Raw genomic sequence first — 21,682 nt, forward strand, 5'->3', positions numbered from 1 at the left:
GGCCACCAAGCTGAGGCTTGGTGGCCGAGTTGCTTGTTAATATTTATTTTCGGTAATAAACTGAGGGGCTTTCCAGTTCGGTCCCTTTACGGTTTTTCCATGTTCATCGCTAGCCAGTACGCCATCGCTGAAGAGCGAGTTGTAAGTGTTTACCAGTTCACCATTTAAAATTATCTCCTGGCGGTGTCGCCCATACATTCTGTCGACCGCTTGGGCAGACCTGAAAAGCGCGAAATACGAAACGACATCTTCTACCGATTCGTTTTTGATGATTTGTTCGATAGGGCTCATTGTTCGAAGCTCCTCATGTCTTTTTCGTACTCTCTTTGGTCTTGTGCATTCATTGCGCTGATTGCTTCTTCGCTATACAAAAGTGTCAATTCGCTTCCTAGCTTGTAGTCCTCAAGAGTAGCCGTATGTGCATTGTTCCATATTTGAGACTCGTCGGAAGGAGATGCGGTGTCGCTATAGCCGAACGCCCTGTAACGCTCTAGTTCTCGTATCTCATGAGTGTAGTAGCGTAAATCTGTGTCAGTTACTTTTCCGTGTTGGCTCAGAATTTTTTCTAGGCGTCGAACCATTATGTCGTTGGCGTCCGATTGATCGAGCCGTGCGATGTGTAATTTCACTGCATCAATTCCGGTTTGGGTAATGACAGCCGTGCGCCAGTCCAGATCGAGTATCGGTCCACCCGCCAGCTCCGGATTGAAAAGACGCCCGCTGTATTTACCTTTGACGTAAGCCCCTTGATAGGGACTGCTGATAACGACATACAGCGGCGCAATACCCGAATCATCTGGAAAGACGATGATGGACCAGTCCCAACCCTCCACCAGTATGGGATGCAAATCCAGACGCCCTTCGAGCGGCACGATTGGGATTCCGGGATACGTCGGCGTATCAGCCTGAACAATCGGCCGTTCGGTCGAGCTGTTACCCGGCGTGACGGCGGGCGTCCAGGTCAGGGTATTGGTTGGCGAGTCAGGCAGGCTTAGCCGATAAACGTTGTTCTGCGCATCGAATGTGGCGTGCCTCACCGGAACGCTGGGGCGAATATCGAACCCGTCGGCGGTGATGACAAACACCTCTGCGCCTGAGCCAATGGGTCTGTAGCCAATCCCGACCGGCAGATCCAGTGTTCCTTGCCGGTCCGCTATCGCTCGCAGTGACGGTGCGCTTTCTGACGTCAGTTCCGCGAGCGGTATGCTCATCGTAAAGCGTTCGTCGTTTCCCAGGCGCGAAGGCGTCAGCAAAGCGGCGAAACCGATCAATACCGAGCCCAGTGTCGCGGCGCCTGCCGCAGTTGCCACCTGCAATGCCGAACGCAGTGCGGTGATTATCGCGGCCGATGTTTCGGGAGCGAGGATGACGGCGGTCGAGGCGAAGGAAAATACCGGGCTGGAAGAGGCGGTCGCTCCCACAGCGGGATATACACGCAGGGTTGCTGAAGCCGCCTGCTGTTTCTCATGCTCCTGCCGTTCAGCTTCAACGCGAAGCTGTTCTGCCTGGCGCTGAGCCTCGGCCAATGCTGCAAGCTGTGCCTGTTCAGCAGCGACTTGTCGCGCGGCGGCTTCGGCGGCAACCCGTGCTTGTTCGACAGCCAGTCGTTGGGCCTCGGCCAGCATCGCAAGCCGTGTCTGCTCCCGGGCACGGATGGCGGCTTGCTCGTTGATTTGGGCCAATTCGGCCGCGACCCGACGGGCTTCCTGTTCAGCCGCCAATCGCGCCTGATCATTGGCTTGCACGGCAGCCAGCCAGTTGAGTACGTTGACGTGTTGCTGATTCAGCATCTGGATGGTTTGCGACAGCAGCCTTGCCTCGTATGCTGCCTTGTACGAGGTCATCCAAGCTTGTATCGCGATACCATTCGCGGGAACTGGCTTCTCCAGGGTCAAGGCTTTTGGATAGAACGCCTGCAAAGGCTTGCCGATGGGGTCTACGCCATAAAAACTATTGGCGATCGCCGTTTTGTGGTGAAAGTCGGCGGTCTTGCGCGCCAGAAGCGTGTTGCGCACCCCCAGTTCGCGAATGATTGCCTCGGCAGGGGGAAGCGGGTGAGTCGATCCCTCGAGTCTTGTGGCTGCCAGTTCTTGCTCGATAGTTTGGGGTAGTTGACTGGATCGGACTTGAAACTCCTGTTCTGAAGTCTTGGTGGTGCTCCGCAATTTGTTCAAGATTGTCCCGACTGCCGGCTGGAAGCCGAAATGTCCGCTATTAGGGTAGTGTGGTGAAGTGGCGGGTACGGGGTGTACGCCCGGAGGCGCTATTGCTGTGGTATGCACAGCTTGAGTTAACACCAATGGTGGAGGTTTTTGCATATTCATATCCTTTTGAATGTGCGCTGTATTCAAGAAAGTATTCTTAGTAAGCGATTGTTTTGCGCAATTTAACGTTACAGCAGAAGCCGCAGGGACGAGTCTGAGAGTGTTGTAAGGAGTTACATATAGAAGAAGCGGAAGTTTCGATGGGGTAGAAATGAAGGCAGGATGTTCCTTCGCATAAAAAGACGTTTCCCATGCTGTTGCAGGAAAGATCTTTCAAAGCTGTCTTCAGAAGCAATGGGAGACGCTATCACCACAAAACCATCCCCCATAAAAAAGGCCGCTGCAAACGCAGCGGCCAAAGCAAGACGTTGGATCAAGGAGCAATAAATCAACGTCAGTGAACACGGGGCGATGAGTCGAAAATAATGCTTCAAATCATCTGGATTCTGTTGGAGGCCATCATCCCCAACGCTTCATGCTTTCAGGCCGTTTGCCGTGAAAGCCCGGCAAGAATAAGGGCTTGAGCGCAAAGGAAAAATAGCGATTCCAGACATGCTCTGTTGCAGTCTGAGCAACAGTCGCAAGCCGGCTTTTTGTAGCAGCTGCCGAAGGCTGCGTTCGGCTGCGAAGCAGTCGCAAAATCAGGTACTGCGTTCTGTCAGGCACACTGTGGGTTCAGGGTTTACGCCTGCTGCGCAGCCGAACGCAGCCTCGCGAGCTCGGCAGCTGCTACAGGCGAATGCGGTCTTCGGCAGCGGCTACGCGCCCGATTCAACCGCGTCCCATGCGCTGCGCTGATAATCCTCCATCCAGCCCATCCATACCTCGCGCAAACCCTCGTCCCAGGCGGACATTCATCCTTTGGAGGTACAACGCGAATACCTCCTTGGTGCGCTTATCGCTATCGGCGCACGGCAGTAGGGTGGGGCCTTCTGTCACTCACTGGGGAAGACGCATGACAAAAATAACAATGCGCGCCATCTTCAAACCGCAAGCGCTGGCCGCTGCGGTGGCCTTGGGCTGTTGTGCCCAGGCGCAGGCTGTTTCATTCAACATCGGCGAAATCGAGGGGCAGTTCGATTCCTCGTTGTCGGTCGGCGCGAGCTGGGGCATGCGTGATGCCGACAAGTCGCTGGTGGGCAGCGTCAACGGCGGTACGGGCCAGTCTTCGACCGGTGATGACGGGCGCCTGAACTTCAAGAAAGGCGAGACCTTCTCCAAGATTTTCAAAGGTATCCACGACCTCGAATTGAAATACGGCGACACCGGCGTGTTCGTCCGTGGCAAGTATTGGTACGACTTCGAGCTGAAGGACGAAGACCGCGAGTTCAAGCAGATCAGCGACAGCGGTCGCAAAGAAGGCGCCAAGTCTTCGGGCGCACAGATTCTCGATGCATTCGTCTATCACAACTATTCCATTGCCGATCTGCCGGGCACCGTGCGCGCCGGCAAGCAGGTGGTCAGTTGGGGTGAAAGTACCTTCATCGGCAACTCTATCAACAGCATCAACCCGGTCGACGTTTCCGCGTTCCGTCGTCCGGGGGCGGAGATCAAGGAAGGCCTGATTCCGGTGAACATGCTGTTCGCTTCCCAAGGCCTGACCGATCAGCTCACGGTGGAAGGTTTCTACCAACTGGAGTGGGACCAGACGGTGCTCGACAACTGCGGCACTTTCTTCGGCGTCGACGTGGCGGCGGACGGCTGCAATAACGGTTACACCGTCGGCAGCCCGGCGATTGCCCCGTTGGCGCCGCTGGCGTCAGCCTTTGGCCAACCTATTCAGGTCACCGGCGAGGGCGTCATCGTGCCCCGTGGCGGCGACCGCGATGCCCGGGATTCAGGGCAGTGGGGCACCGCCTTGCGCTGGCTCGGTGACGACACCGAGTACGGCCTCTACTTCATGAACTACCACAGTCGCACACCCAGCGTCGGCACTACCACCGCGGGGCTGTCGACACTGGCCAGCCTGCCGGGCATGGTCAGCATTGCCAACCGTCTGGCTCCGGGCAGCGGTTCGGGGCTGGCACAAAGCGTAATGCTCGGGCGCGGCCAGTATTACCTCGAATACCCCGAGGACATTCGTCTGTACGGCGCAAGCTTCTCCACCACGTTGCCCACCGGCACTGCCTGGACCGGCGAAATCAGCTACCGGCCCAACGCTCCGGTGCAGGTCAATACCAACGACCTGACCCTGGCGTTGCTAAACCCGATCGCCGGCGGCGCCGCATCGCCTGTCGCGACCCGGCCAGGTGCCGACAACACGGGTTATCGGCGCAAGGAAGTGACCCAGGTCCAAAGCACCCTGACGCACTTTTTCGACCAGGTTCTGGGTGCTGAACGCCTGACACTGGTCGGTGAAGCCGCCGTGGTACGAGTGGGGGGCCTGGAGTCGCGCGACACGCTGCGTTATGGCCGGGATTCGGTCTACGGCCAATACGGCTTTGGCGGCGACACGGAAGGCTTTGTCACGTCCACCTCCTGGGGTTACCGCGGTCGGGCGATTCTCGATTACGCCAACGCCATCGGCGGGGTCAACCTCAAACCGAATCTGTCCTGGTCCCACGACGTCGCCGGCTACGGCCCCAACGGGCTGTTCAACGAAGGCGCCAAGGCGGTGAGCGTCGGTGTCGATGCCGATTACCGCAACACCTATACCGCGAGCCTCAGTTACACCGACTTCTTCGGCGGTGACTACAACGTCCTGGAAGACCGTGACTTCCTGGCGCTGAGCTTAGGTGTGAACTTCTGATCTGGCTGAGAAGGATAATGTTAATGCGCAAGATGATTCTGCAATGTGGCGCCTTGGCCCTGAGCCTGCTGGCCGCCAACGTGATGGCGGCGGTCTCGCCGGAAGAAGCCAACAAGCTGGGCAGCACACTCACGCCGCTGGGCGCCGAGAAAGCCGGCAACGCCGACGGCTCGATTCCGGCGTGGACCGGTGGCATCCCGAAAAACGCCGGCGCTGTCGACAGCAAAGGCTTCCTGGCTGACCCATTCGCCAATGAAAAACCGCTGTTCACCATCACCGCCGCGACGGTTGCCAAGTACAAGGACAAGCTCTCGGATGGCCAGGTGGCGATGTTCAAACGCTACCCGGAAACCTACAAGATCCCGGTCTACCCGACCCATCGCACCGTGGGGCTGCCGGCGGAAATCTACGAGTCGGCCAAGCGCAGCGCGCTGAATGTGAACAGCATCAACGACGGTAACGGCCTGGCCAATTTCACCGGCAACCGCTACTACGCGTTCCCGATTCCGAAGAATGGCGTCGAGGTGCTGTGGAACCACATCACCCGTTATCACGGCGGTAACCTGCGACGCATCATTACTCAGGTGACCCCACAGACCAACGGCAGCTACACGCCGATCCGCTTCGAAGAAGAGATTGCCGTACCGCAATTGATGAAGGACCTGGACCCGGAAAAAGGCGCCAACGTGCTGACTTTCTTCAAGCAGTCGGTGACCGCGCCAGCGCGGTTGGCGGGTAACGTGCTGCTGGTGCATGAAACCCTCGACCAGGTGAAAGAGCCGCGCCTGGCGTGGATCTACAACGCTGGTCAGCGTCGGGTACGTCGCGCGCCGCAAGTGGCCTACGACGGGCCGGGCACCGCCGCTGACGGCCTGCGCACGTCGGATAACTTCGATATGTTTTCCGGTGCACCTGATCGCTACGACTGGAAACTGATCGGCAAAAAGGAAATGTACATTCCTTACAACAGCTACAAACTCGACTCGCCGAGCCTCAAGTACGATGACGTGGTGAAGGCCGGGCACATCAATCAGGACCTGACCCGTTATGAATTGCACCGGGTCTGGGAAGTGGTCGGCACGGTCAAGTCGAGCGAGCGGCACATCTACGCCAAACGCCACATGTACATCGACGAAGACAGCTGGCAAGTAGCGCTGGCGGATCATTACGACGGTCGCGGTCAACTGTGGCGAGTGGCCGAAGGTCACGCCCAGTATTACTACAATCACCAGACCCCGGCCTACACCCTGGAGGCGCTCTACGACATCATTGCCGGCCGATACATTGCCCTGGGCATGAAGAACGAAGAGAAGCACAGCTTCGAATTCGGCTTCAACGCCAAGTCTGCGGACTACACTCCGTCGGCCCTGCGCGCCGAGGGTGTTCGGTAGAGACACATTCAAGCCGTAATGCGATCCGTAGCAGCTGCCGAGCCCGCGAGGCTGCGTTCGGCTGCGAAGCAGTCGTGAGTCTGGCTGATGCAATCTGCCTGACGTACCGCAATTTCTCATTTTACGACTGCTGCGCAGCCGAACGCAGCCTCGCGGGCTCGGCAACTGCTACGACGAGTAGTGGCTGAAATTGCTTAACTGGCTCGCTTTTTATGGGCGCCAATCAGCGTCCTGAATACTTCTCAACAAGCGGGTTACAGAGGACTACGGTGGCCGGACAATTATAAAAAGGCACGCCGCAATGACCGCCATGACTCCGTGTCTGGACCGTTCTGGATTCCTGCCCCGTCTGTCCTCTCATCACCTGTTGCGGGCTCGTTTGAGCGAGCCGTTATTGGCTTCGACGGCCCGGGTGAAATTACTCTGTGCACCCGCCGGCAGTGGCAAGAGCGCGTTGCTCGCTGAATGCCTGTTGCAGGCGCCAACCCAATGCCGGGTGCATTGGTTGCCCATGTCTGGCGTGGCGTGGAGCGCGGCGGATTTTCGTCAGCGTCTGGCAGAAACGTTGGGGCTGGCCTCATCGGATGAACCCGGGTTGCTGGACGGTCTGGCGCGATTGCAGACACCCGCCTGGCTGTTTCTGGATGACTATTGCCGTCTGCCGAATCCGGAGCTGGACCCGTTACTCGATCGCATGCTGGCGATCAGCAGCCCGATGCTGACCTGGTGGCTGGGTACCCGACGCCGGCCGCAATGCAACTGGCCAAGGTTGCTGCTCGACGCTGAGTTATACGAGTGCGAGAGCGCTTCGCTGGCGTTCACCCGAGGTGAAGTCGAGCAGATATTGCAGCCCTGGGTACCCGAGCAAGCCGCCAAGGTGGCGGGTCGGATCATCCAGCGCACCGGCGGCTGGTGTGCCGGGGTACGGATTGCATTGCTGCACAAGTGCGACTGGTCACGTCAGGACAATTCCCTGGGACGGGCCGCCACCTTGCTCGATTATCTGGAGCATGAGTTATTCACCTCACTGACGCCTGAATTGAGTGAGGCCTGGCGCGTACTGGCCCACTTGCCCCGCTTCAATGCCCGATTGTGCGATCACCTGTTCGGGGCCGGGGAGGGCGCTCAATACTTGCGGTCCTTGCAAGCGCTGGGTTGCTTTATCGAGCCTTGGCAAGACTCCAGCGACTGGCTGCAGATTTTTACCCCTTTCACCCAGTTATTGCGCAACGAACAATGGCCGGCGGGACGCTCTTGGCATCGGCGCGCCTGCCAGTGGTTCTGTACTGAACAGGACTGGAGATCGGCTTTCGAACAGGCCTTGCTCGCCGAGGAATACGAAGTGGCGGTCAGCCTGTTGCAGCATTTCAGTTTCGAGCACTTGTTCGAAGAGCAAACGGTCGTGCTGTTGCTGCGTTTGCATGAGCAGCAAGGCGAAGAACTGACGCTAGGGAGCCCGCAGTTGGTGGGCTTGATTACCGCAGCGTTGTTGTTCGCCGGGCGTTTCGAACAGGCGACTGCCTGCATTGCTCATTTGGCGTATTTCACGCCTCAACCCTCGGCGGTGCTGCAGCGTCAATTGATTGCACGCTGGCAGGCCCTGCAGGGTTGGTTACTGCATTTGCAGGGACGAATGCAGTCTTCGCGCGCCCACTTTCTTGATGCATTGAGCGCGCTCGATCCCGACTGCTGGACGGCGCGTCTGATGTGCTTGTCCGGTCTGACCCAACAAGCGCTGCTGAGGGGCGAACTCGATGTGGCGCAAGCCCATAACCGCGAGGCGCTGTGCCTGGCGCGGGCGCAGGGTTCGCTGGTGTTCGAGGGCTTGATGGAACTCGATCATGCGCAATTGCTGGAGCAGCGGGGGGCTCCCGGGCGCGCTGAAAATCTGCTCGCCAATATGCATGAACTGCTTTGCCTGCAATCAGACCGAGCAGTGCCTCTACTGGGACGAATTGCCTTGCGTCGAGGGCGCTTGGCCTTGTGTCAGGGGCTGGATGAACAGGCCGCGGATTTTTTTCAGGCCGGGCTGGAGGACTGCGTTCGCAACCATGACAAACGTGCGCTGTACGGTTTTCTCGGGCAGGCACAACTGGCGGCCAATCAGGACGACTACGCCCAAGCCTTCGTTCGCCTGCGCGATGCCGAGCGATTGATGCAGCAGCGGCAGATTCCCGACACGGTCTACCGCAGTGCCTTGTTGCAGGTCAGCAGTCAGTGCTGGTTGCAACAGGGGCGTCCCGAATTGGCGCATGAGGCGTTGAGCCGGGTGCTCAAACACTATCGGGGGCCACAGGCCCGGCAGGCCCCCCCGGCGACACTGGAGTTGATTCCACGGATTGAGTGTTTGTTGATTCTGGCCGAGATCAAACTGCAACGGGTGGCGGATCCCTTGGCTCGACTCGCCACGCTGCTTGAGGACACACAAGCGAACGGGATGGCCAGCCTGGAAGCCGAGCTTCTGTTGGCGATGGCCGAAGCGGCCTTCATGCTGGGCGAACAGGGGAAGGCCCGGCAGTTTTTCGAAAAAGGTCTAGCGAAGGCGAACCGTTGTAACGTGCAGTCGTTGTTGGCGCAGTTGAACAGGCGCTGTCCCGGTCTCTTGTCGGAACTGCACCGGATCGATAATAACGAGCCATTGCCTGACAAGGATATTAATGAAAGTCCACTGAGCCTGAGGGAAGTGGAAGTGCTTGAGTTGATTGCGTCAGGAAATTCGAATCGACAAATAGCTGATAAGTTGTTCATCTCATTACATACCGTTAAAACACATGTCCGACGGATTCATGGAAAGTTAGGTGTTGAACGCAGGACGCATGCAGTGGCAAGGGCAAGAACGCTGGGGTTGTGCGGTTAATTGTTTTTTAATTTTGTTGTGCGTCTGTTTTGATATCTGGGTTGTTTAATGTTTTGCAAAGAGTGGTGGATATTATTATTGGTTTTGACTGCGGTAAGTTAATTGCACTGGGTTCAGGCAATGTTTCGTTGTCTGATTTTTTAAGGTGCATTAATGGAAGTGTATATGAGTATTCAGGAAACACCGTTGATACAAGAAAGTCTTGCAAAGGTGGTTGAAAGTTCTACCGCGTTGGAAGCAGTGGTGAACAAAGCCCCATCGTTTAAATCAATCGTGCAGGACGTTTTGTTAAAGGAACTTCAGCAATTGTTGCCGGAGGTCTACATCAGCAAGACTTACATCAATGCCCGACGTTCAGGCATTGCGAATCAGGAACCGACCGGTCTGTTCATGGACGTGTTCATGGAATGCCTGAGTCGTGGGCGCGCTCCTGTTTACGACGCGAATCAGTACGGCGTCTATGACTGGCCCGACTCCATGGATGAGCTGGACCGGGTCGACGGTCTGGACGTGGTTGCCCTGGGGGCGCTGATCGGCGATGTGCTGGGTGCGCTGGGACAAAAATACACGCAGGTTCTGGAGCAATACTGGGCGGCACCTCTGGGCAGGGATGCCCAAGGTCGTGAATCGGTCTCTCGCAGCAGGGATTTGCGGGACGTGTATGCGGCGCTTTTCTGGCAAGAGTTGAAAGCAACGGTACAAATGCAAGGGGTGGGGGCGGACCTGGGAAAGAGCTACGAAGTTTACATCAGGGATAACCCCCAGACGCCGGCTTACAGTCTTTCTCTGGAGCTGGAAAACGGACGATTTGCAACGCTGGCTTGTTGTTTTGTCATGTATTCAAGTGGCCGGTCCATGGATGAGCTTGTACCTGCCAATGATGATTGGGTCATCCTTTACACCCCCCCAAACGGGCTGGAAACTTTCCAGACATCGGCAATAATGCACCGCTCGCTGGAACAGCGCCTGAGCGATCCGAACAGCCGGGCGCAGTTGCTCAAGGATATTTCACTGGAGGATGCTGAACAGGTCATCAGTGTGCCTGATATCCGCTATTTAAAAACCCATGGCGAAATTTTCCAGAATGTCATCGACAACCTGCTGGATAAACAACGGCGTGATGTTGCTTATGGCATTCGCCGTTTGCTGGAGCCCGCGGCAGATCTGCCAGGCATCATCCAATCCATTGAGCAGACTCAACGCCTGTATGAGTTGAACAGTGATGCCAAGAGCCGCACCGCACGTCTGCTCGCATTGATGACGATGAACGCCAGGCCGCAATGGCTGAAGGACGCGTCCACCCCCCATCAGCAAACATTTGCCGCTTTGGAACGGGCGTTACTCAGCAGTCAGGTGACATTGCATGAGGCAATGGGGGGGCTGTCCTCCTTTCAGGACTATGTGCGGCGTATCGTCGAAGAACATATCTCCCAGGGCGATACCAATCGCGTTGACCCCGATACCGTTTGGGTATCGGTAAAGCATTCGGTGCGTATGGGCGCCAGGAACATCGAGCATGTTCAGCGTAAAACCCTGACACAGCTATTCATGTACGGTGTGCATGATGTTGCAGGGCGATACACGATTCAGTTTGAAGAATTCCATTACAACCCACGACTGTCAGCGTCCCATATCGAAAAGGCCATCCGGGAATTTGATCTGCGTTTGAGGTACGCCACTGAACGAAGTAATCACCTTAACGATCCGCAAGTTAAGGACGCCCTGCGAGAAGTACTAAGTCAACAGATTGCACTGAGCAACTTCGCCGCGCTGCTTCAAAAACATATCGGCCCGCAAGCACAGGACATCGCCCAGCGCTATCTGTTTGGCGATCCGGCAGTGGAGGCATGCGGCGTTGCTTTTCGCAGCTATTACCGACCGTTCAAAGACATGATCGTTTACCGTGCCAGAGGTGCAATGCCCGATCTTTCGATGCATGTGCTCTATGCGCCTGGCGCACCGACGGGGCAGCTATGGTATGAGTTCCCCGATCTGATGGCGTTGAAGCGACAGTTCATTGCGTGGGGTTTCGAGCAGCGCGATCGCGACTTCCTGATCGGGCAGGCTTTCAGTACGGATCGTGAGCAGTTCGTGAAGGATTATCTTTCCTACGTCGAACCGGGGCCGGTGTTCCAGCCCTGGTGGTGGGGCGGTGTCACTTTGGTGAAATGGGCCAGCCGGATGGAAGATGGACCGTTGATGGGCGCCATCCACACTATTGTCGGCTGGGAAATTGCCGAAGAACAGGTGGTCACACCCGATTGGTACAGGAAAGCCGCGCCACAAGATCGCGAACTTTTCACCAGGCTGAACACAGATTTCAAAGCCATCTACCAGGTGTCAAAAGAACTACTGCACATTGAAACGCTTGCCGCCTTCTCGCGAAAACTGGTCATGAAAGCGTTGAACGATTATCTGCGTCGATCCGGCCCACATCCGGAAATCGACCCGGATCGGGTGAGCGTCAAATTGCGTGGACACGATTGGATGACACTCACCAATGTGTTCATACAGTGGCAGATTTGGCGGGCTGATGAACCGGTGGCGTTCAGTTCCCTGGATAACTCATCGCTGGGGCGCTTGAATGAGGCCGCTGTCACGGCGCTGATCAACTTAATGCCGGGTGAGAAATATGAGCAGTACCTACGGCAGGGTTTTCTGACAACGCCTTCTTATGATCTGAAAGCAAAGCTTTACTGCAAGACCGTGCAGAACGAAATGCTCAGGGCGGCATTGACACAAAAGATTCAGGGCTCTCTTTCCGGTGAACGCTTCAATTGGCTCAAGGGGCTGATCGAGGATCTGGATCATGATCGTACGGTTCCGTTGCCGACGGGGGGCGCCCCAGGCGAAGGCGTTTATACGCTGGCGCTGGAGGGGCGACGGTTGGAGGGTGCCTATACGTTCGGGCGCAACGTGGCTGGCAGGTTGGAATACTTGATCTACATTCCGAAAGCACCGGATGGCCTGGCATTTCGTCCCATTGAGTCATTGACCCAGGACTTGAAGGGATACGCACTGGGCGATCAGGTTGTCGGCCTTGTCAGATTGGAAGACAGAGGCGTAGTGCAACGTTTTGTCGACAGTTGCCGCAACGCTTCAGATGCCTTGCCGACGCCAAGGTTGCGAGACAGTTACCTTGTGTCCCACTTCAGGTTCGAATACGACAGTATGGTGTCGCGGCTTATCTACGACGTCGACTATCAGACGAGCACGCGTGGGGAAATCTTCTGGCGTAACGTGATGATCGGCGCAGAACTGGTCGTAGATGTCATCTCGCTGTTTATCCCACCGGTGGCTCTGGTGGCCAGCGTCCTGCGTATCACGCGTTCGATCGTTCAGGGTGTGATTGCCTACAGCCTGGGAGATGAAGATGCCGGCAAAGCCTACCTCGCCTCGGCGTGGAGAGGCACCATCCTCTTGTATGTGGGCATCGTCGCGGGAATTGGCACGTCGACTTCGGCGGTGGGCCTGTTGTCGCGGATCAAGGACATCTCCGAAATTGTGTCGACCGCGACTGGCGTTCCGGTGGGCGTTGGTTATGTCACTGCGGTGACATCCGCGTACCTCATTCAGGACAGTGAAACCCGAATCACAGAGTGATCCTGCCAGGTCTTGCCGTTACTCAGGCTGATACCCCATCCGCCAACTCACGGCCCGCGTCGCCGCCAACAACCGCTGCGCCGCCGGGCCGTTTTCATCGGCATGGAACAACGAGGCCGGGCCGACAATGGTCATCACCGCCGCTACCTGTCCGACCGTATTGAACACCGGCGCCGACAACGCATCCACGCCGGGCATCAGCAAGCCGTGAACATGGTGCAAGCCGCGTTCGCGGATCTGCTCGCACAATGAGGTGTAAGCCCGCTCATCGGCCAGCGGATGCATGTCGACAGCGCGAACTTCGAGATCGCGCAACTCATCGGTTTCGCGGTGTGGCAAATAGGCGCTGAACACCAGCCCGGTCGAGGAGCTGAGCAACGGCAGGACCGAGCCCAATTGCGTGACCACCGTCACTGCCCGCACTGCCGGTTCGATATGCACCACGGTCGCGCCCTGATTGCCCCACACCGCCAAAAAACAGGTCTCATTCAAATCGTCGCGCAGTTCAGCCAGGGGCAGGGCGGCGACTTTCAGCACGTCCATACTGTTCAGGGCAGCCAGACCGACCCGAAGCGCCTCACGGCCCAGGCCGTAATGGTTGGTGGCGGGGTTCTGCTCGGCAAAACCGCTGGCGATCAGCGCCTGTAAATAGCGATGAACCTTGCTCGCCGGCATTTGCACGTGTTCGGCCAGACGCGACAACGAGGTCGATGGCGACAGCTCGGCAAGCGCCTTGAGGATATCGGTGCCGACCTCGGCCGAGCGGACTTTCTGTTTACCGTTGCTTTCGCTGGTCATGAGGCGGTGTGATCCCGGGACGAATGGGCGTCTTTATAGCTTGACGGTCAATACCAATCAAATTACGTTATGCGTAATCGAATTACGATAAAAATAACCCAGGCGTGCCAATCCCTCTGCCGCAGAGTGACAGGCCATTGCCAACTCCCGTTCAGGAGGCTCCATGAACCTCGATTCAACGGCGCCAGCGCTGGCTTATCAGTCAGGTTTTGGCAACGAATTCAGCAGCGAAGCGTTGCCCGGCGCATTGCCTGTCGGCCAGAATTCCCCGCAAAAAGCCCCTTACGGCCTGTACACCGAACTGTTCTCCGGCACGGCGTTCACCATGGCTCGCAGCGAAGCGCGGCGGACCTGGATGTACCGTATTCAGCCGTCGGCCAATCACCCGGCATTCGTCAAACTGGATCGGCAACTGGCCGGTGGCCCGTTGGGCGAGGTAACGCCCAATCGCCTGCGCTGGAACCCGTTGGACATTCCGACCGAGCCCACTGATTTCATCGATGGGCTGGTGAGCATGGCCGCCAACTCGGGCGCGGAAAAGCCGTCCGGGATCAGCATTTATAACTACTGCGCCAACCGTTCCATGGAACGGGTGTTCTTCAATGCCGATGGTGAATTGCTGCTGGTACCGCAACTGGGCCGCTTGCGCATCGCCACCGAACTGGGCGTGCTGGAGCTGGAACCGCTGGAAATCGCTGTTCTGCCTCGCGGGTTGAAATTCCGCGTCGAACTGCTCGATCCGCAAGCCCGTGGCTATATCGCCGAAAACCATGGCGCCCCTCTGCGCCTGCCGGATCTGGGGCCGATCGGCAGCAACGGTCTGGCTAATCCGCGAGACTTCCTGACGCCGGTGGCTCATTACGAAAACCTTAAGCAACCAACCACGCTGGTGCAGAAATTCCTCGGTCAGTTGTGGGGCTGCGAGCTCGATCATTCGCCGCTGAACGTGGTCGCCTGGCACGGCAATAACGTGCCGTACAAATATGACCTGCGCCGTTTCAATACCATTGGCACGGTCAGTTTCGATCATCCGGATCCGTCGATTTTCACCGTCCTGACTTCGCCGACCAGCGTGCACGGTCTGGCTAACCTCGACTTCGTGATCTTCCCGCCACGCTGGATGGTCGCCGAGAACACATTCCGTCCGCCGTGGTTCCACCGCAACCTGATGAACGAATTCATGGGCCTGATCCAAGGCGAATACGATGCCAAGGCCGAAGGCTTCGTGCCTGGCGGTGCTTCGCTGCACAGCTGCATGAGCGCCCACGGCCCCGACGGCGAGACCTGCACCAAAGCGATCAACGCGCAACTGGCACCGGCTAAAATCGACAACACGATGGCCTTCATGTTCGAGACCAGCCAAGTGTTGCGCCCGAGCCGATTCGCCCTGGATTGCCCACAACTGCAAAACAATTACGACGCCTGCTGGGCCACGCTGCCCGCGACTTTCGACCCGACCCGGAGATAACCATGACTCAGACTTCCATCACTCGTAGTTGGGTTGCTTCCGCCAACGGCCACGCGGACTTCCCGCTGCAAAACCTGCCGTTGGGCGTGTTCAGCGTGAAGGGCTCCGCGCCGCGCAGTGGCGTGGCCATTGGCGACCACATCTTTGATCTGGAAGCGGCACTGGAGGCCGGGCTGTTCGAGGGCGCTGCGCGCGCCGCAGTCGAAGCCACCCGTGGCGGTCAGCTGAATGCGTTTTTCGAACAGGGTCGCGAGGCACGCGTGGCCTTGCGTGAACGCTTGATCGAGCTGTTCAAGGAAGGCAGCACCCTGCACGGCAAAATCGAAGCCCAAGGTGCCAAACTGCTGCCACTGGCGGCGAATTGCGAAATGCACTTGCCAGCGAAGATCAACGACTACACCGACTTCTACGTTGGCATCGAGCATGCGCAGAATGTCGGCAAACTGTTCCGCCCGGACAACCCGTTGCTGCCGAACTACAAGTACGTGCCCATCGGTTATCACGGCCGCGCCTCGACCATTCGCCCGTCCGGCACTGACGTTCGCCGTCCGAAAGGTCAGACCCTGCCGGCCGGCCAGACCGAGCCGACGTTTGGCCCGTGCGCACGTCTGGACTATGAACTGGAACTGGGTATCTGGATCGGTCCGGGCAATGAGATGGGCGACCCGATCGCCATCGGTGACGCCGCCGACCACATCGCCGGTTTCTGCCTGCTCAACGATTGGTCGGCGCGCGACATCCAGGCTTGGGAATATCAGCCGCTGGGGCCGTTCCTGTCCAAGAGCTTCATCACCAGCATTTCACCGTGGGTGGTGACGGCAGAAGCGCTGGAGCCGTTCCGTCGTGCGCAGCCTGCACGCCCTGAAGGCGATCCGCAGCCGTTGCCATACCTGTTCGACAAACGCGATCAGGCCGCCGGTGCTTTCGACATCGAACTCGAAGTGCTGCTGCTGACCGAGTCGATGCGCGAGCAAAATATACCCGCCCAGCGCTTGACCCTCAGCAACACCCAACACATGTACTGGACCGTTGCCCAACTGGTTGCGCACCACAGCGTCAACGGCTGCCAGTTGCAGGCTGGTGACCTGTTCGGTTCGGGTACGCTGTCCGGTCCTGAAAACGGGCAGTTCGGCAGCCTGCTGGAAATCACCGAGGGCGGTAAAAAGCCGATCGAACTGGCCTCGGGCGAGGTGCGTAAATTCCTTGAGGACGGCGACGAAATCATTTTGCGCGCGCGTTGCCGCCGCGAGGGTTTTGCTTCGATCGGTTTCGGCGAATGCCGTGGCAAAGTGCTGCCAGCGCGCTAAGAGGATCGGGTCATGGAACTCTATACCTACTACCGTTCGACCTCGTCTTACCGGGTGCGGATTGCGCTGGCGTTGAAGGGGCTGGATTACCAGGCGCTGCCCATCAACCTTATCGCGCCGCAAGGGGGCGAACATCGGCAGCCGACCTATCTGGGCATCAACCCGCAAGGCCGGGTGCCGGTCTTGCGCACCGACGAAGGCGAGTTGCTGATCCAGTCACCGGCGATCATCGAGTACCTGGAGGAACGTTATCCACAGGTGCCATTGCTGTCCAAAGACCTCGTCGCCCGCGCTCATGAGCGTGGCGTGGCGGCGGTGATCGGTTGCGATGTTCACCCTCTGCACAACGTCAGCGTGCTCAACAAGCTTCGGCAGCTGGGGCACGATGAGCCGCAGGTAGTGGAGTGGATCGGTCACTGGATCAGGCAAGGATTGGCGACGGTGGAGCAATTGATCGGTGACACCGGTTACTGCTTTGGCGATCAGCCGGGGCTGGCGGACGTTTATTTGATCCCGCAGTTGTATGCGGCCGAGCGCTTCAATATTTCCCTTGAGGCCTATCCGCGAATTCGTCGAGTGGCGGCATTGGCGGCGACCCATCCGGCCTTTTTCCTGGCCCATCCGGCGAATCAGCCCGATACCCCTTAATGGCTCACATAGACCTGATGTGGGAGCGGGCTTGCCCGCGAAGAACGATAACGCGGTATTCCTGATGGACCGAGGCGCCTGGTTCGCCGGCAAGCCTGGCTCCTACAGGGCGCGGTGATATCGGTTGGATCGCATCTGACCTTTGTAGGAGCGAGGCTTGCCCGCGAAGAACGATAACGCGGTATTCCTGATAGACCGAGGCGCCTGGTTCGCCGGCAAGCCTGGCGCCTACAGGGCGCGGTGATCGCATCTGACCTTCGTAGGAGCGAGGCTTGCCCGCGAAGAACGATAACGCGGTATTCCTGATAGACCGATGCGCCTGGTTCGCCGGCAAGCCTGGCGCCTACTGGGAGCGGTGATTAATGCACGACCGATTTCGGTGGCAAATGCCCGAGCCGTTCGGTCAGGCGAATCCGCTGGATCGGGTCGTCACAGAGCAGCAGCGCGTGTTCCAGGTCAAAACGCTCGGCATTCGGGCAGTCCAGCCGTTGATAGAGACTGGCCCGGGCCAGGTAGTCGGAGGCGCAGGCGTTGCCCAATTCAAGCACGCGCTCGGCGTCGATCAGGGCGTCGATGTAGTCATCATTCGTGAGGTACAACTGGCGCAAATTGCGTGACAGCCGCTGCAGCATCTGCACCGGTTCAGCCGTCAGTAAATGCTCGGCGCTGAGTTGCATGTTCGGGCCGTACTGGCGTTGCAGTAACTCCCGGCAGTCGTTGGGGTACAGCCGTCGCCCACCGCACGGGTCGAGCAAGTGATCGGCGCCTTGTACCCGTAGCAGGAAATGCCCGGGAAAGTTGACGCCGACCATGGGAATCTCCAGCCTTCTGGCCAGTTCCAGTGCAATCAGGCCCAGCGCCAGCGGTTGGCCTCGCCGGCGTTCCAGCACCTTATTGAGTAACGCCACTTGCGGGCGCAAGGGCGTGGAATCGTCCTGAGCGAACCCCAGGTCATTCATTCGGCGCAACAACGGTTGGGCCAGCTCACTCACCGACAGCATCGGCAACCCGTAGCTGACCCGTTGCTGCAGGTCCTTGAAATCCGCCAGCACCGCCTCCGGATTCAGTTCCTTATCGTGTTCGACGGCCATCCACAGCGCCGCCTCGAACAGCGCGGGCGGTGATCGTTGCAGACAGTCGAAAAAACGTTGGCGCGGGGTCATCAAAATCTCCGGAGAATGCCTCGTTTTAGCCCCGTCGCGGGCTTTCGTCCAGTGTCGGGCACAGGCGGTAGCAGGTTATGTCCGAAAGCCTGAAAAGCGACGCCGCTTATTCCGGGGCGTTTCTGCAATTTTTGTGCACAAGCCTATACTGGCGACTACAAGAAGTGATTCGGGAGCCCTACGATGTTCGCTCTCATGCAAAGCACTCGCCTTGAATCGCTGCACCTGAGCGTCGATCCGGTCACCGGGTTGAAGGCGGTGATTGCCATCCACAACAGCCGTCTGGGACCTGCCCTGGGCGGGTGTCGTTACCTTGCTTACCCCACCGATGAATCCGCGATCGAGGATGCGGTGCGCCTTGCTCAAGGCATGAGTTACAAGGCGGCCCTGGCCGGCCTGGCTCAGGGCGGTGGTGTTGCGGTGATTGTTCGCCCGGCCCATGTGGAAAACCGCGCCGCGGTATTCGAAGCGTTCGGGCGCTGGATCAATCAGCTCGATGGTCGCTACATCACCGCCATCGACGCCGGAACCTCCGTGGCGGACATGGATTGCATCGCCCAACAGACCCAATTCGTCACCAGCACCACCGCCGCGGGCGACCCGGCCCCGCACGCCGCCATGGGCGTATTCGCCGGTATTCGCAGCACTGCCATGGCCCGTCTGGGCAGCGATAATCTCGAAGGCTTGCGCATCGCCATTCAAGGCCTGGGCAATGTCGGTTTTGCCTTGGCCGAACAGCTGCATGCGGCCGGTGCCGAACTGTTGGTCAGCGACATTGACCAAGGCAAAGTGCAATTGGCCATGGAGCAATTGGGCGCTCATCCAATCGCCAACGATGCGCTGCTCAGCACACCGTGCGACATACTCGCCCCGTGCGGTCTGGGCGGTGTGCTTAACAGCAACAGCGTGGCGCAACTGCGCTGCGCGGCGGTCGCAGGTTCGGCAAACAACCAGTTGATCCATATCGGCATCGCCGATCAGCTGGAACGTCGGGGCATTTTGTATGCGCCCGATTACGTGATCAATGCTGGCGGGCTGATCTACGTGTCGCTCAAACACCGCGGGGAAGAGCTGACGACCATCACCGCGCACCTGTCGAAAATCAGTTCACGGTTGACCGAAGTCTTCGCCCATGCCCAGGCGGAAAAACGCTCTCCGGCCCGGGTGGCAGATGAGTTGGCGGAGAAAGTGCTATACCGCTGATGTTGTACTGATCAACAGTTTGAACCAATGAAGGAGTGAGGGCCTATCCGGTCGACTTGCTCTTCAAGCCCCGCGTCACAAGCGTCGGGCTGAACAATGCACGCCGACTCCCGCGTGCCAGGAGCCCTGTGATGCTTCACAAGGTTGAGCTGCCGTACACCCGTTTTTTATCCCCTGATGGCCAGCCACTTGGCGATCTTCCTGCCTGGTCCGACGATTTCAATTTGTTGACGCGTCTGTATCGGCAAATGGTCCTCACCCGCCTTTTCGATCAGAAAGCTGTCGCCTTGCAACGCACCGGGCGCATCGGCACCTACGCGCCGACTCTGGGCCAGGAAGCCATAGGCGTTGCGATCGGCAGCCTGATGCACGCCGAAGACGTACTGATCCCGTATTACCGCGACACTGCCGTGCAATTGATGCGCGGTGTGCGCATGGAAGAAATCCTGCTGTATTGGGGCGGCGACGAGCGTGGCAGCGACTTTGCCGACCCGGCGGTGGCCCAGGATTTCCCGATCTGTGTGCCGATCGCCACCCAGGCCCTGCACGCCTGCGGCGTCGCCAGCGCCTTCAAGATCCGTGGCGAGCATCGGGTCGCTGTCACTACGTGCGGCGACGGCGGAACCAGCAAAGGTGATTTCCTCGAAGCCCTCAACGTCGCTGGCGCCTGGCAGTTGCCGGTGGTGTTTGTGATCAACAACAACCAATGGGCAATCTCGGTGCCGCGACGAATCCAGTGCGGCGCCCCGACCCTGGCGCAGAAAGCCATGGGCGCCGGCTTCCACGGCGAGCAAGTCGATGGCAACGACATACTCGCCGTTTACGACCGCGTGCAAGCGGCCCTTGAACGGGCGCGCCACGGGAAAGGCCCGGTGTTGCTCGAATGCTTGAGCTATCGCCTTGGCGATCACACCACCGCCGACGATGCCACGCGCTACCGGTCGGCGGGCGAGGTCAAGCAGGCCTGGCTTGAAGAACCGATCAAACGCCTGCAACGTTTCATGGCCGGGCAGGGCGTGTGGAACGAAGGCCGTGAGCAGGCGCTGGTCAGCGAATGCCAGGGCTTGGTGCAGCAGGCGGTGGATAACTTCGAAGCGGCGGGAATGCAGGCACCGGAATCGGTCATCGATTACGTCTACGCGCAATGGCCACAAGCCCTGGCCGAACAGCGCGAAGAGTTTTTGGAACGGGTGGCGCGCCGGACAGGAGGTTCGAGCGATGAGTAACGGCAAAGTGACGCTGCTGGAAGCGGTGAATCTGGCGTTGCATCGAGCCATGAGCGAAGACGAGAACGTCATCGTCCTCGGTGAGGATGTCGGGGTGAATGGTGGCGTGTTCCGCGCCACGCTGGGCCTGCGCGACAGCTTCGGTTTCAAGCGGGTGATCGACTCGCCGCTGGCCGAAACCATGCTCGGCGGGCTGGCGGTGGGCATGGCGGCCCAAGGCCTGAAACCGGTGGTGGAAATCCAGTTCATGGGTTTCATCTACGCCACCATGGAGCACCTGGTGTCCCACGCCAGCCGCATGCGCAATCGCACGCGCGGGCGGATTACCTGCCCGATGGTGATGCGCTCGCCCATGGGCGCAGGGATTCGCGCGCCGGAGCATCACAGCGAAAGCACTGAAGCACTGTTCGCGCACATTCCGGGGCTGCGGGTGGTGGTCCCGTCCTCGCCGGCCCGGGCTTATGGCTTGTTGCTCGCGGCCATCGACGACCCGGATCCAGTGATCTTTCTCGAACCCACCCGACTCTATCGAATGAACCCGCAACCGCTGCTCGATGATGGCAAGCGCCTGCCGCTGGACAGCTGTTTCACTTTGCGTGAAGGCAGCGACATTACCTTGATCAGTTGGGGCGCCAGTGTGATGGAAACCCTGCAAGCCGCCACACAACTGGCCGAGCAGGGCGTCTCGGCGGAAGTGATCGATATCGCCAGTATCAAACCGCTGGACCTCGACACGATGGAAGCCTCGGTGCGCAAGACTGGTCGCTGCGTGATCGTGCATGAAGCACCGCGCTCCTGCGGGGTCGGCGCGGAAATCGCCGCCAGTCTCTACGAACGGGTGTTTCTGGAATTGCAGGCACCGATCCAGCGAGTCACCGCGCCAGACATTCCGCCGCCGCTGTATCGACGGGAATCGCTGTACATGCCCGGCGTCGAAGACATTCTTCATGCCTGCGACACCGTCATGCAGCACTACCCCTGAACACACGCCTGAGGCCGAGGAGG

Annotated in this window: 14 protein-coding genes; 10 read left to right on the forward strand and 4 right to left on the reverse strand. The window is 58.6% G+C overall.

Features of this window, described 5'->3' with window-relative positions:
- Positions 1-36: 36 nt before the first annotated feature.
- Together BZL43_RS16645 and BZL43_RS16650 are read right to left on the reverse strand one after the other, a co-directional pair.
- Positions 37-291: an immunity protein gene (locus BZL43_RS16645; protein ID WP_095633316.1), complete on the reverse strand. Its 255-nt coding sequence runs from the start codon at positions 289-291 to the stop codon at positions 37-39.
- The gene (locus BZL43_RS16650) at positions 288-2,351 is read right to left on the reverse strand and encodes an S-type pyocin domain-containing protein (RefSeq protein WP_256582862.1); all 2,064 of its coding nucleotides are present in this window, start codon (positions 2,349-2,351) and stop codon (positions 288-290) included. The genes BZL43_RS16645 and BZL43_RS16650 overlap by 4 nt, the downstream gene beginning before the upstream one ends.
- 868 nt (positions 2,352-3,219) lie before the next feature.
- On the opposite strand from BZL43_RS16650, the gene BZL43_RS16660 reads away from it, so the two are divergent.
- The 4 genes from BZL43_RS16660 to BZL43_RS16675 all read left to right on the forward strand — a co-directional run bounded on the left by BZL43_RS16660 (position 3,220) and on the right by BZL43_RS16675 (position 12,864).
- Positions 3,220-5,013 (forward strand): DUF1302 domain-containing protein, encoded by a 1,794-nt coding sequence (locus BZL43_RS16660; protein ID WP_095633318.1) that lies wholly within the window; start codon positions 3,220-3,222, stop codon positions 5,011-5,013.
- A gap of 23 nt (positions 5,014-5,036) precedes the next feature.
- Positions 5,037-6,404 carry a DUF1329 domain-containing protein gene (locus BZL43_RS16665; protein WP_095633319.1) on the forward strand — a complete coding sequence of 456 codons (1,368 nt, stop codon included), beginning with the start codon at positions 5,037-5,039 and terminating at the stop codon, positions 6,402-6,404.
- Positions 6,405-6,705: 301 nt separating this feature from the next.
- Positions 6,706-9,261 (forward strand): LuxR C-terminal-related transcriptional regulator, encoded by a 2,556-nt coding sequence (locus BZL43_RS16670; RefSeq protein ID WP_095633320.1) that lies wholly within the window; start codon positions 6,706-6,708, stop codon positions 9,259-9,261.
- A gap of 165 nt (positions 9,262-9,426) precedes the next feature.
- Positions 9,427-12,864: a dermonecrotic toxin domain-containing protein gene (locus tag BZL43_RS16675; protein WP_095633321.1), complete on the forward strand. Its 3,438-nt coding sequence runs from the start codon at positions 9,427-9,429 to the stop codon at positions 12,862-12,864.
- 18 nt (positions 12,865-12,882) lie between these two features.
- Here the strand turns inward: BZL43_RS16675 and BZL43_RS16680 are convergent, their stop codons facing one another.
- Positions 12,883-13,662, reverse strand: a complete 780-nt coding sequence (locus BZL43_RS16680) for an IclR family transcriptional regulator (protein WP_095633322.1) — start codon at positions 13,660-13,662, stop codon at positions 12,883-12,885.
- 163 nt (positions 13,663-13,825) lie between these two features.
- On the opposite strand from BZL43_RS16680, the gene hmgA reads away from it, so the two are divergent.
- The 3 genes from hmgA to maiA are packed head-to-tail and all read left to right on the forward strand — an operon-like array spanning position 13,826 to position 17,085.
- The gene (gene hmgA / locus BZL43_RS16685) at positions 13,826-15,130 is read left to right on the forward strand and encodes a homogentisate 1,2-dioxygenase (RefSeq protein WP_095633323.1); all 1,305 of its coding nucleotides are present in this window, start codon (positions 13,826-13,828) and stop codon (positions 15,128-15,130) included.
- 2 nt (positions 15,131-15,132) lie between these two features.
- A complete protein-coding gene (gene fahA, locus BZL43_RS16690) occupies positions 15,133-16,437 on the forward strand; it encodes a fumarylacetoacetase (protein ID WP_095633324.1) in 1,305 nt (434 codons plus the stop codon).
- A gap of 12 nt (positions 16,438-16,449) precedes the next feature.
- Positions 16,450-17,085 carry a maleylacetoacetate isomerase gene (maiA, locus tag BZL43_RS16695; protein WP_095633325.1) on the forward strand — a complete coding sequence of 212 codons (636 nt, stop codon included), beginning with the start codon at positions 16,450-16,452 and terminating at the stop codon, positions 17,083-17,085.
- 359 nt (positions 17,086-17,444) lie between these two features.
- On the opposite strand, the gene BZL43_RS16700 is transcribed toward maiA, so the two are convergent.
- The gene (locus BZL43_RS16700; RefSeq protein WP_095633326.1) at positions 17,445-18,248 is read right to left on the reverse strand and encodes a SirB1 family protein; all 804 of its coding nucleotides are present in this window, start codon (positions 18,246-18,248) and stop codon (positions 17,445-17,447) included.
- Positions 18,249-18,431: 183 nt separating this feature from the next.
- Between BZL43_RS16700 and BZL43_RS16705 the strand changes: the two genes are divergently transcribed.
- From BZL43_RS16705 to BZL43_RS16715, 3 genes are all read left to right on the forward strand, one after another.
- Entirely contained in the window at positions 18,432-19,451 is a 1,020-nt protein-coding gene (locus BZL43_RS16705) for a Glu/Leu/Phe/Val dehydrogenase dimerization domain-containing protein (protein ID WP_095633327.1), read from the forward strand.
- A gap of 131 nt (positions 19,452-19,582) precedes the next feature.
- Positions 19,583-20,677 carry a pyruvate dehydrogenase (acetyl-transferring) E1 component subunit alpha gene (gene pdhA / locus BZL43_RS16710; protein ID WP_095633328.1) on the forward strand — a complete coding sequence of 365 codons (1,095 nt, stop codon included), beginning with the start codon at positions 19,583-19,585 and terminating at the stop codon, positions 20,675-20,677.
- Positions 20,670-21,659, forward strand: a complete 990-nt coding sequence (locus BZL43_RS16715) for an alpha-ketoacid dehydrogenase subunit beta (protein ID WP_095633329.1) — start codon at positions 20,670-20,672, stop codon at positions 21,657-21,659. The genes pdhA and BZL43_RS16715 overlap by 8 nt, the downstream gene beginning before the upstream one ends.
- Positions 21,660-21,682 lie beyond the last annotated feature (23 nt).

It is taken from the genome of Pseudomonas sp. PICF141 (assembly GCF_002286815.1).
Classification (GTDB): Bacteria; Pseudomonadota; Gammaproteobacteria; order Pseudomonadales; family Pseudomonadaceae; genus Aquipseudomonas.

What these genes read in the sequence shown, in the direction of transcription:
- BZL43_RS16645 (WP_095633316.1), bottom strand. Translation starts at nt 291, where the DNA reads ATGAGCCCTATCGAACAAATCATCAAAAACGAATCGGTAGAAGATGTC.
- BZL43_RS16670 (WP_095633320.1), top strand. Translation starts at nt 6,706, where the DNA reads ATGACCGCCATGACTCCGTGTCTGGACCGTTCTGGATTCCTGCCCCGT.
- BZL43_RS16665 (WP_095633319.1), top strand. Translation starts at nt 5,037, where the DNA reads ATGCGCAAGATGATTCTGCAATGTGGCGCCTTGGCCCTGAGCCTGCTG.
- BZL43_RS16700 (WP_095633326.1), bottom strand. Translation starts at nt 18,248, where the DNA reads ATGACCCCGCGCCAACGTTTTTTCGACTGTCTGCAACGATCACCGCCC.
- maiA (WP_095633325.1), top strand. Translation starts at nt 16,450, where the DNA reads ATGGAACTCTATACCTACTACCGTTCGACCTCGTCTTACCGGGTGCGG.
- BZL43_RS16680 (WP_095633322.1), bottom strand. Translation starts at nt 13,662, where the DNA reads ATGACCAGCGAAAGCAACGGTAAACAGAAAGTCCGCTCGGCCGAGGTC.
- hmgA (WP_095633323.1), top strand. Translation starts at nt 13,826, where the DNA reads ATGAACCTCGATTCAACGGCGCCAGCGCTGGCTTATCAGTCAGGTTTT.
- BZL43_RS16660 (WP_095633318.1), top strand. Translation starts at nt 3,220, where the DNA reads ATGACAAAAATAACAATGCGCGCCATCTTCAAACCGCAAGCGCTGGCC.
- BZL43_RS16715 (WP_095633329.1), top strand. Translation starts at nt 20,670, where the DNA reads ATGAGTAACGGCAAAGTGACGCTGCTGGAAGCGGTGAATCTGGCGTTG.
- BZL43_RS16705 (WP_095633327.1), top strand. Translation starts at nt 18,432, where the DNA reads ATGTTCGCTCTCATGCAAAGCACTCGCCTTGAATCGCTGCACCTGAGC.
- fahA (WP_095633324.1), top strand. Translation starts at nt 15,133, where the DNA reads ATGACTCAGACTTCCATCACTCGTAGTTGGGTTGCTTCCGCCAACGGC.
- BZL43_RS16675 (WP_095633321.1), top strand. Translation starts at nt 9,427, where the DNA reads ATGAGTATTCAGGAAACACCGTTGATACAAGAAAGTCTTGCAAAGGTG.
- pdhA (WP_095633328.1), top strand. Translation starts at nt 19,583, where the DNA reads ATGCTTCACAAGGTTGAGCTGCCGTACACCCGTTTTTTATCCCCTGAT.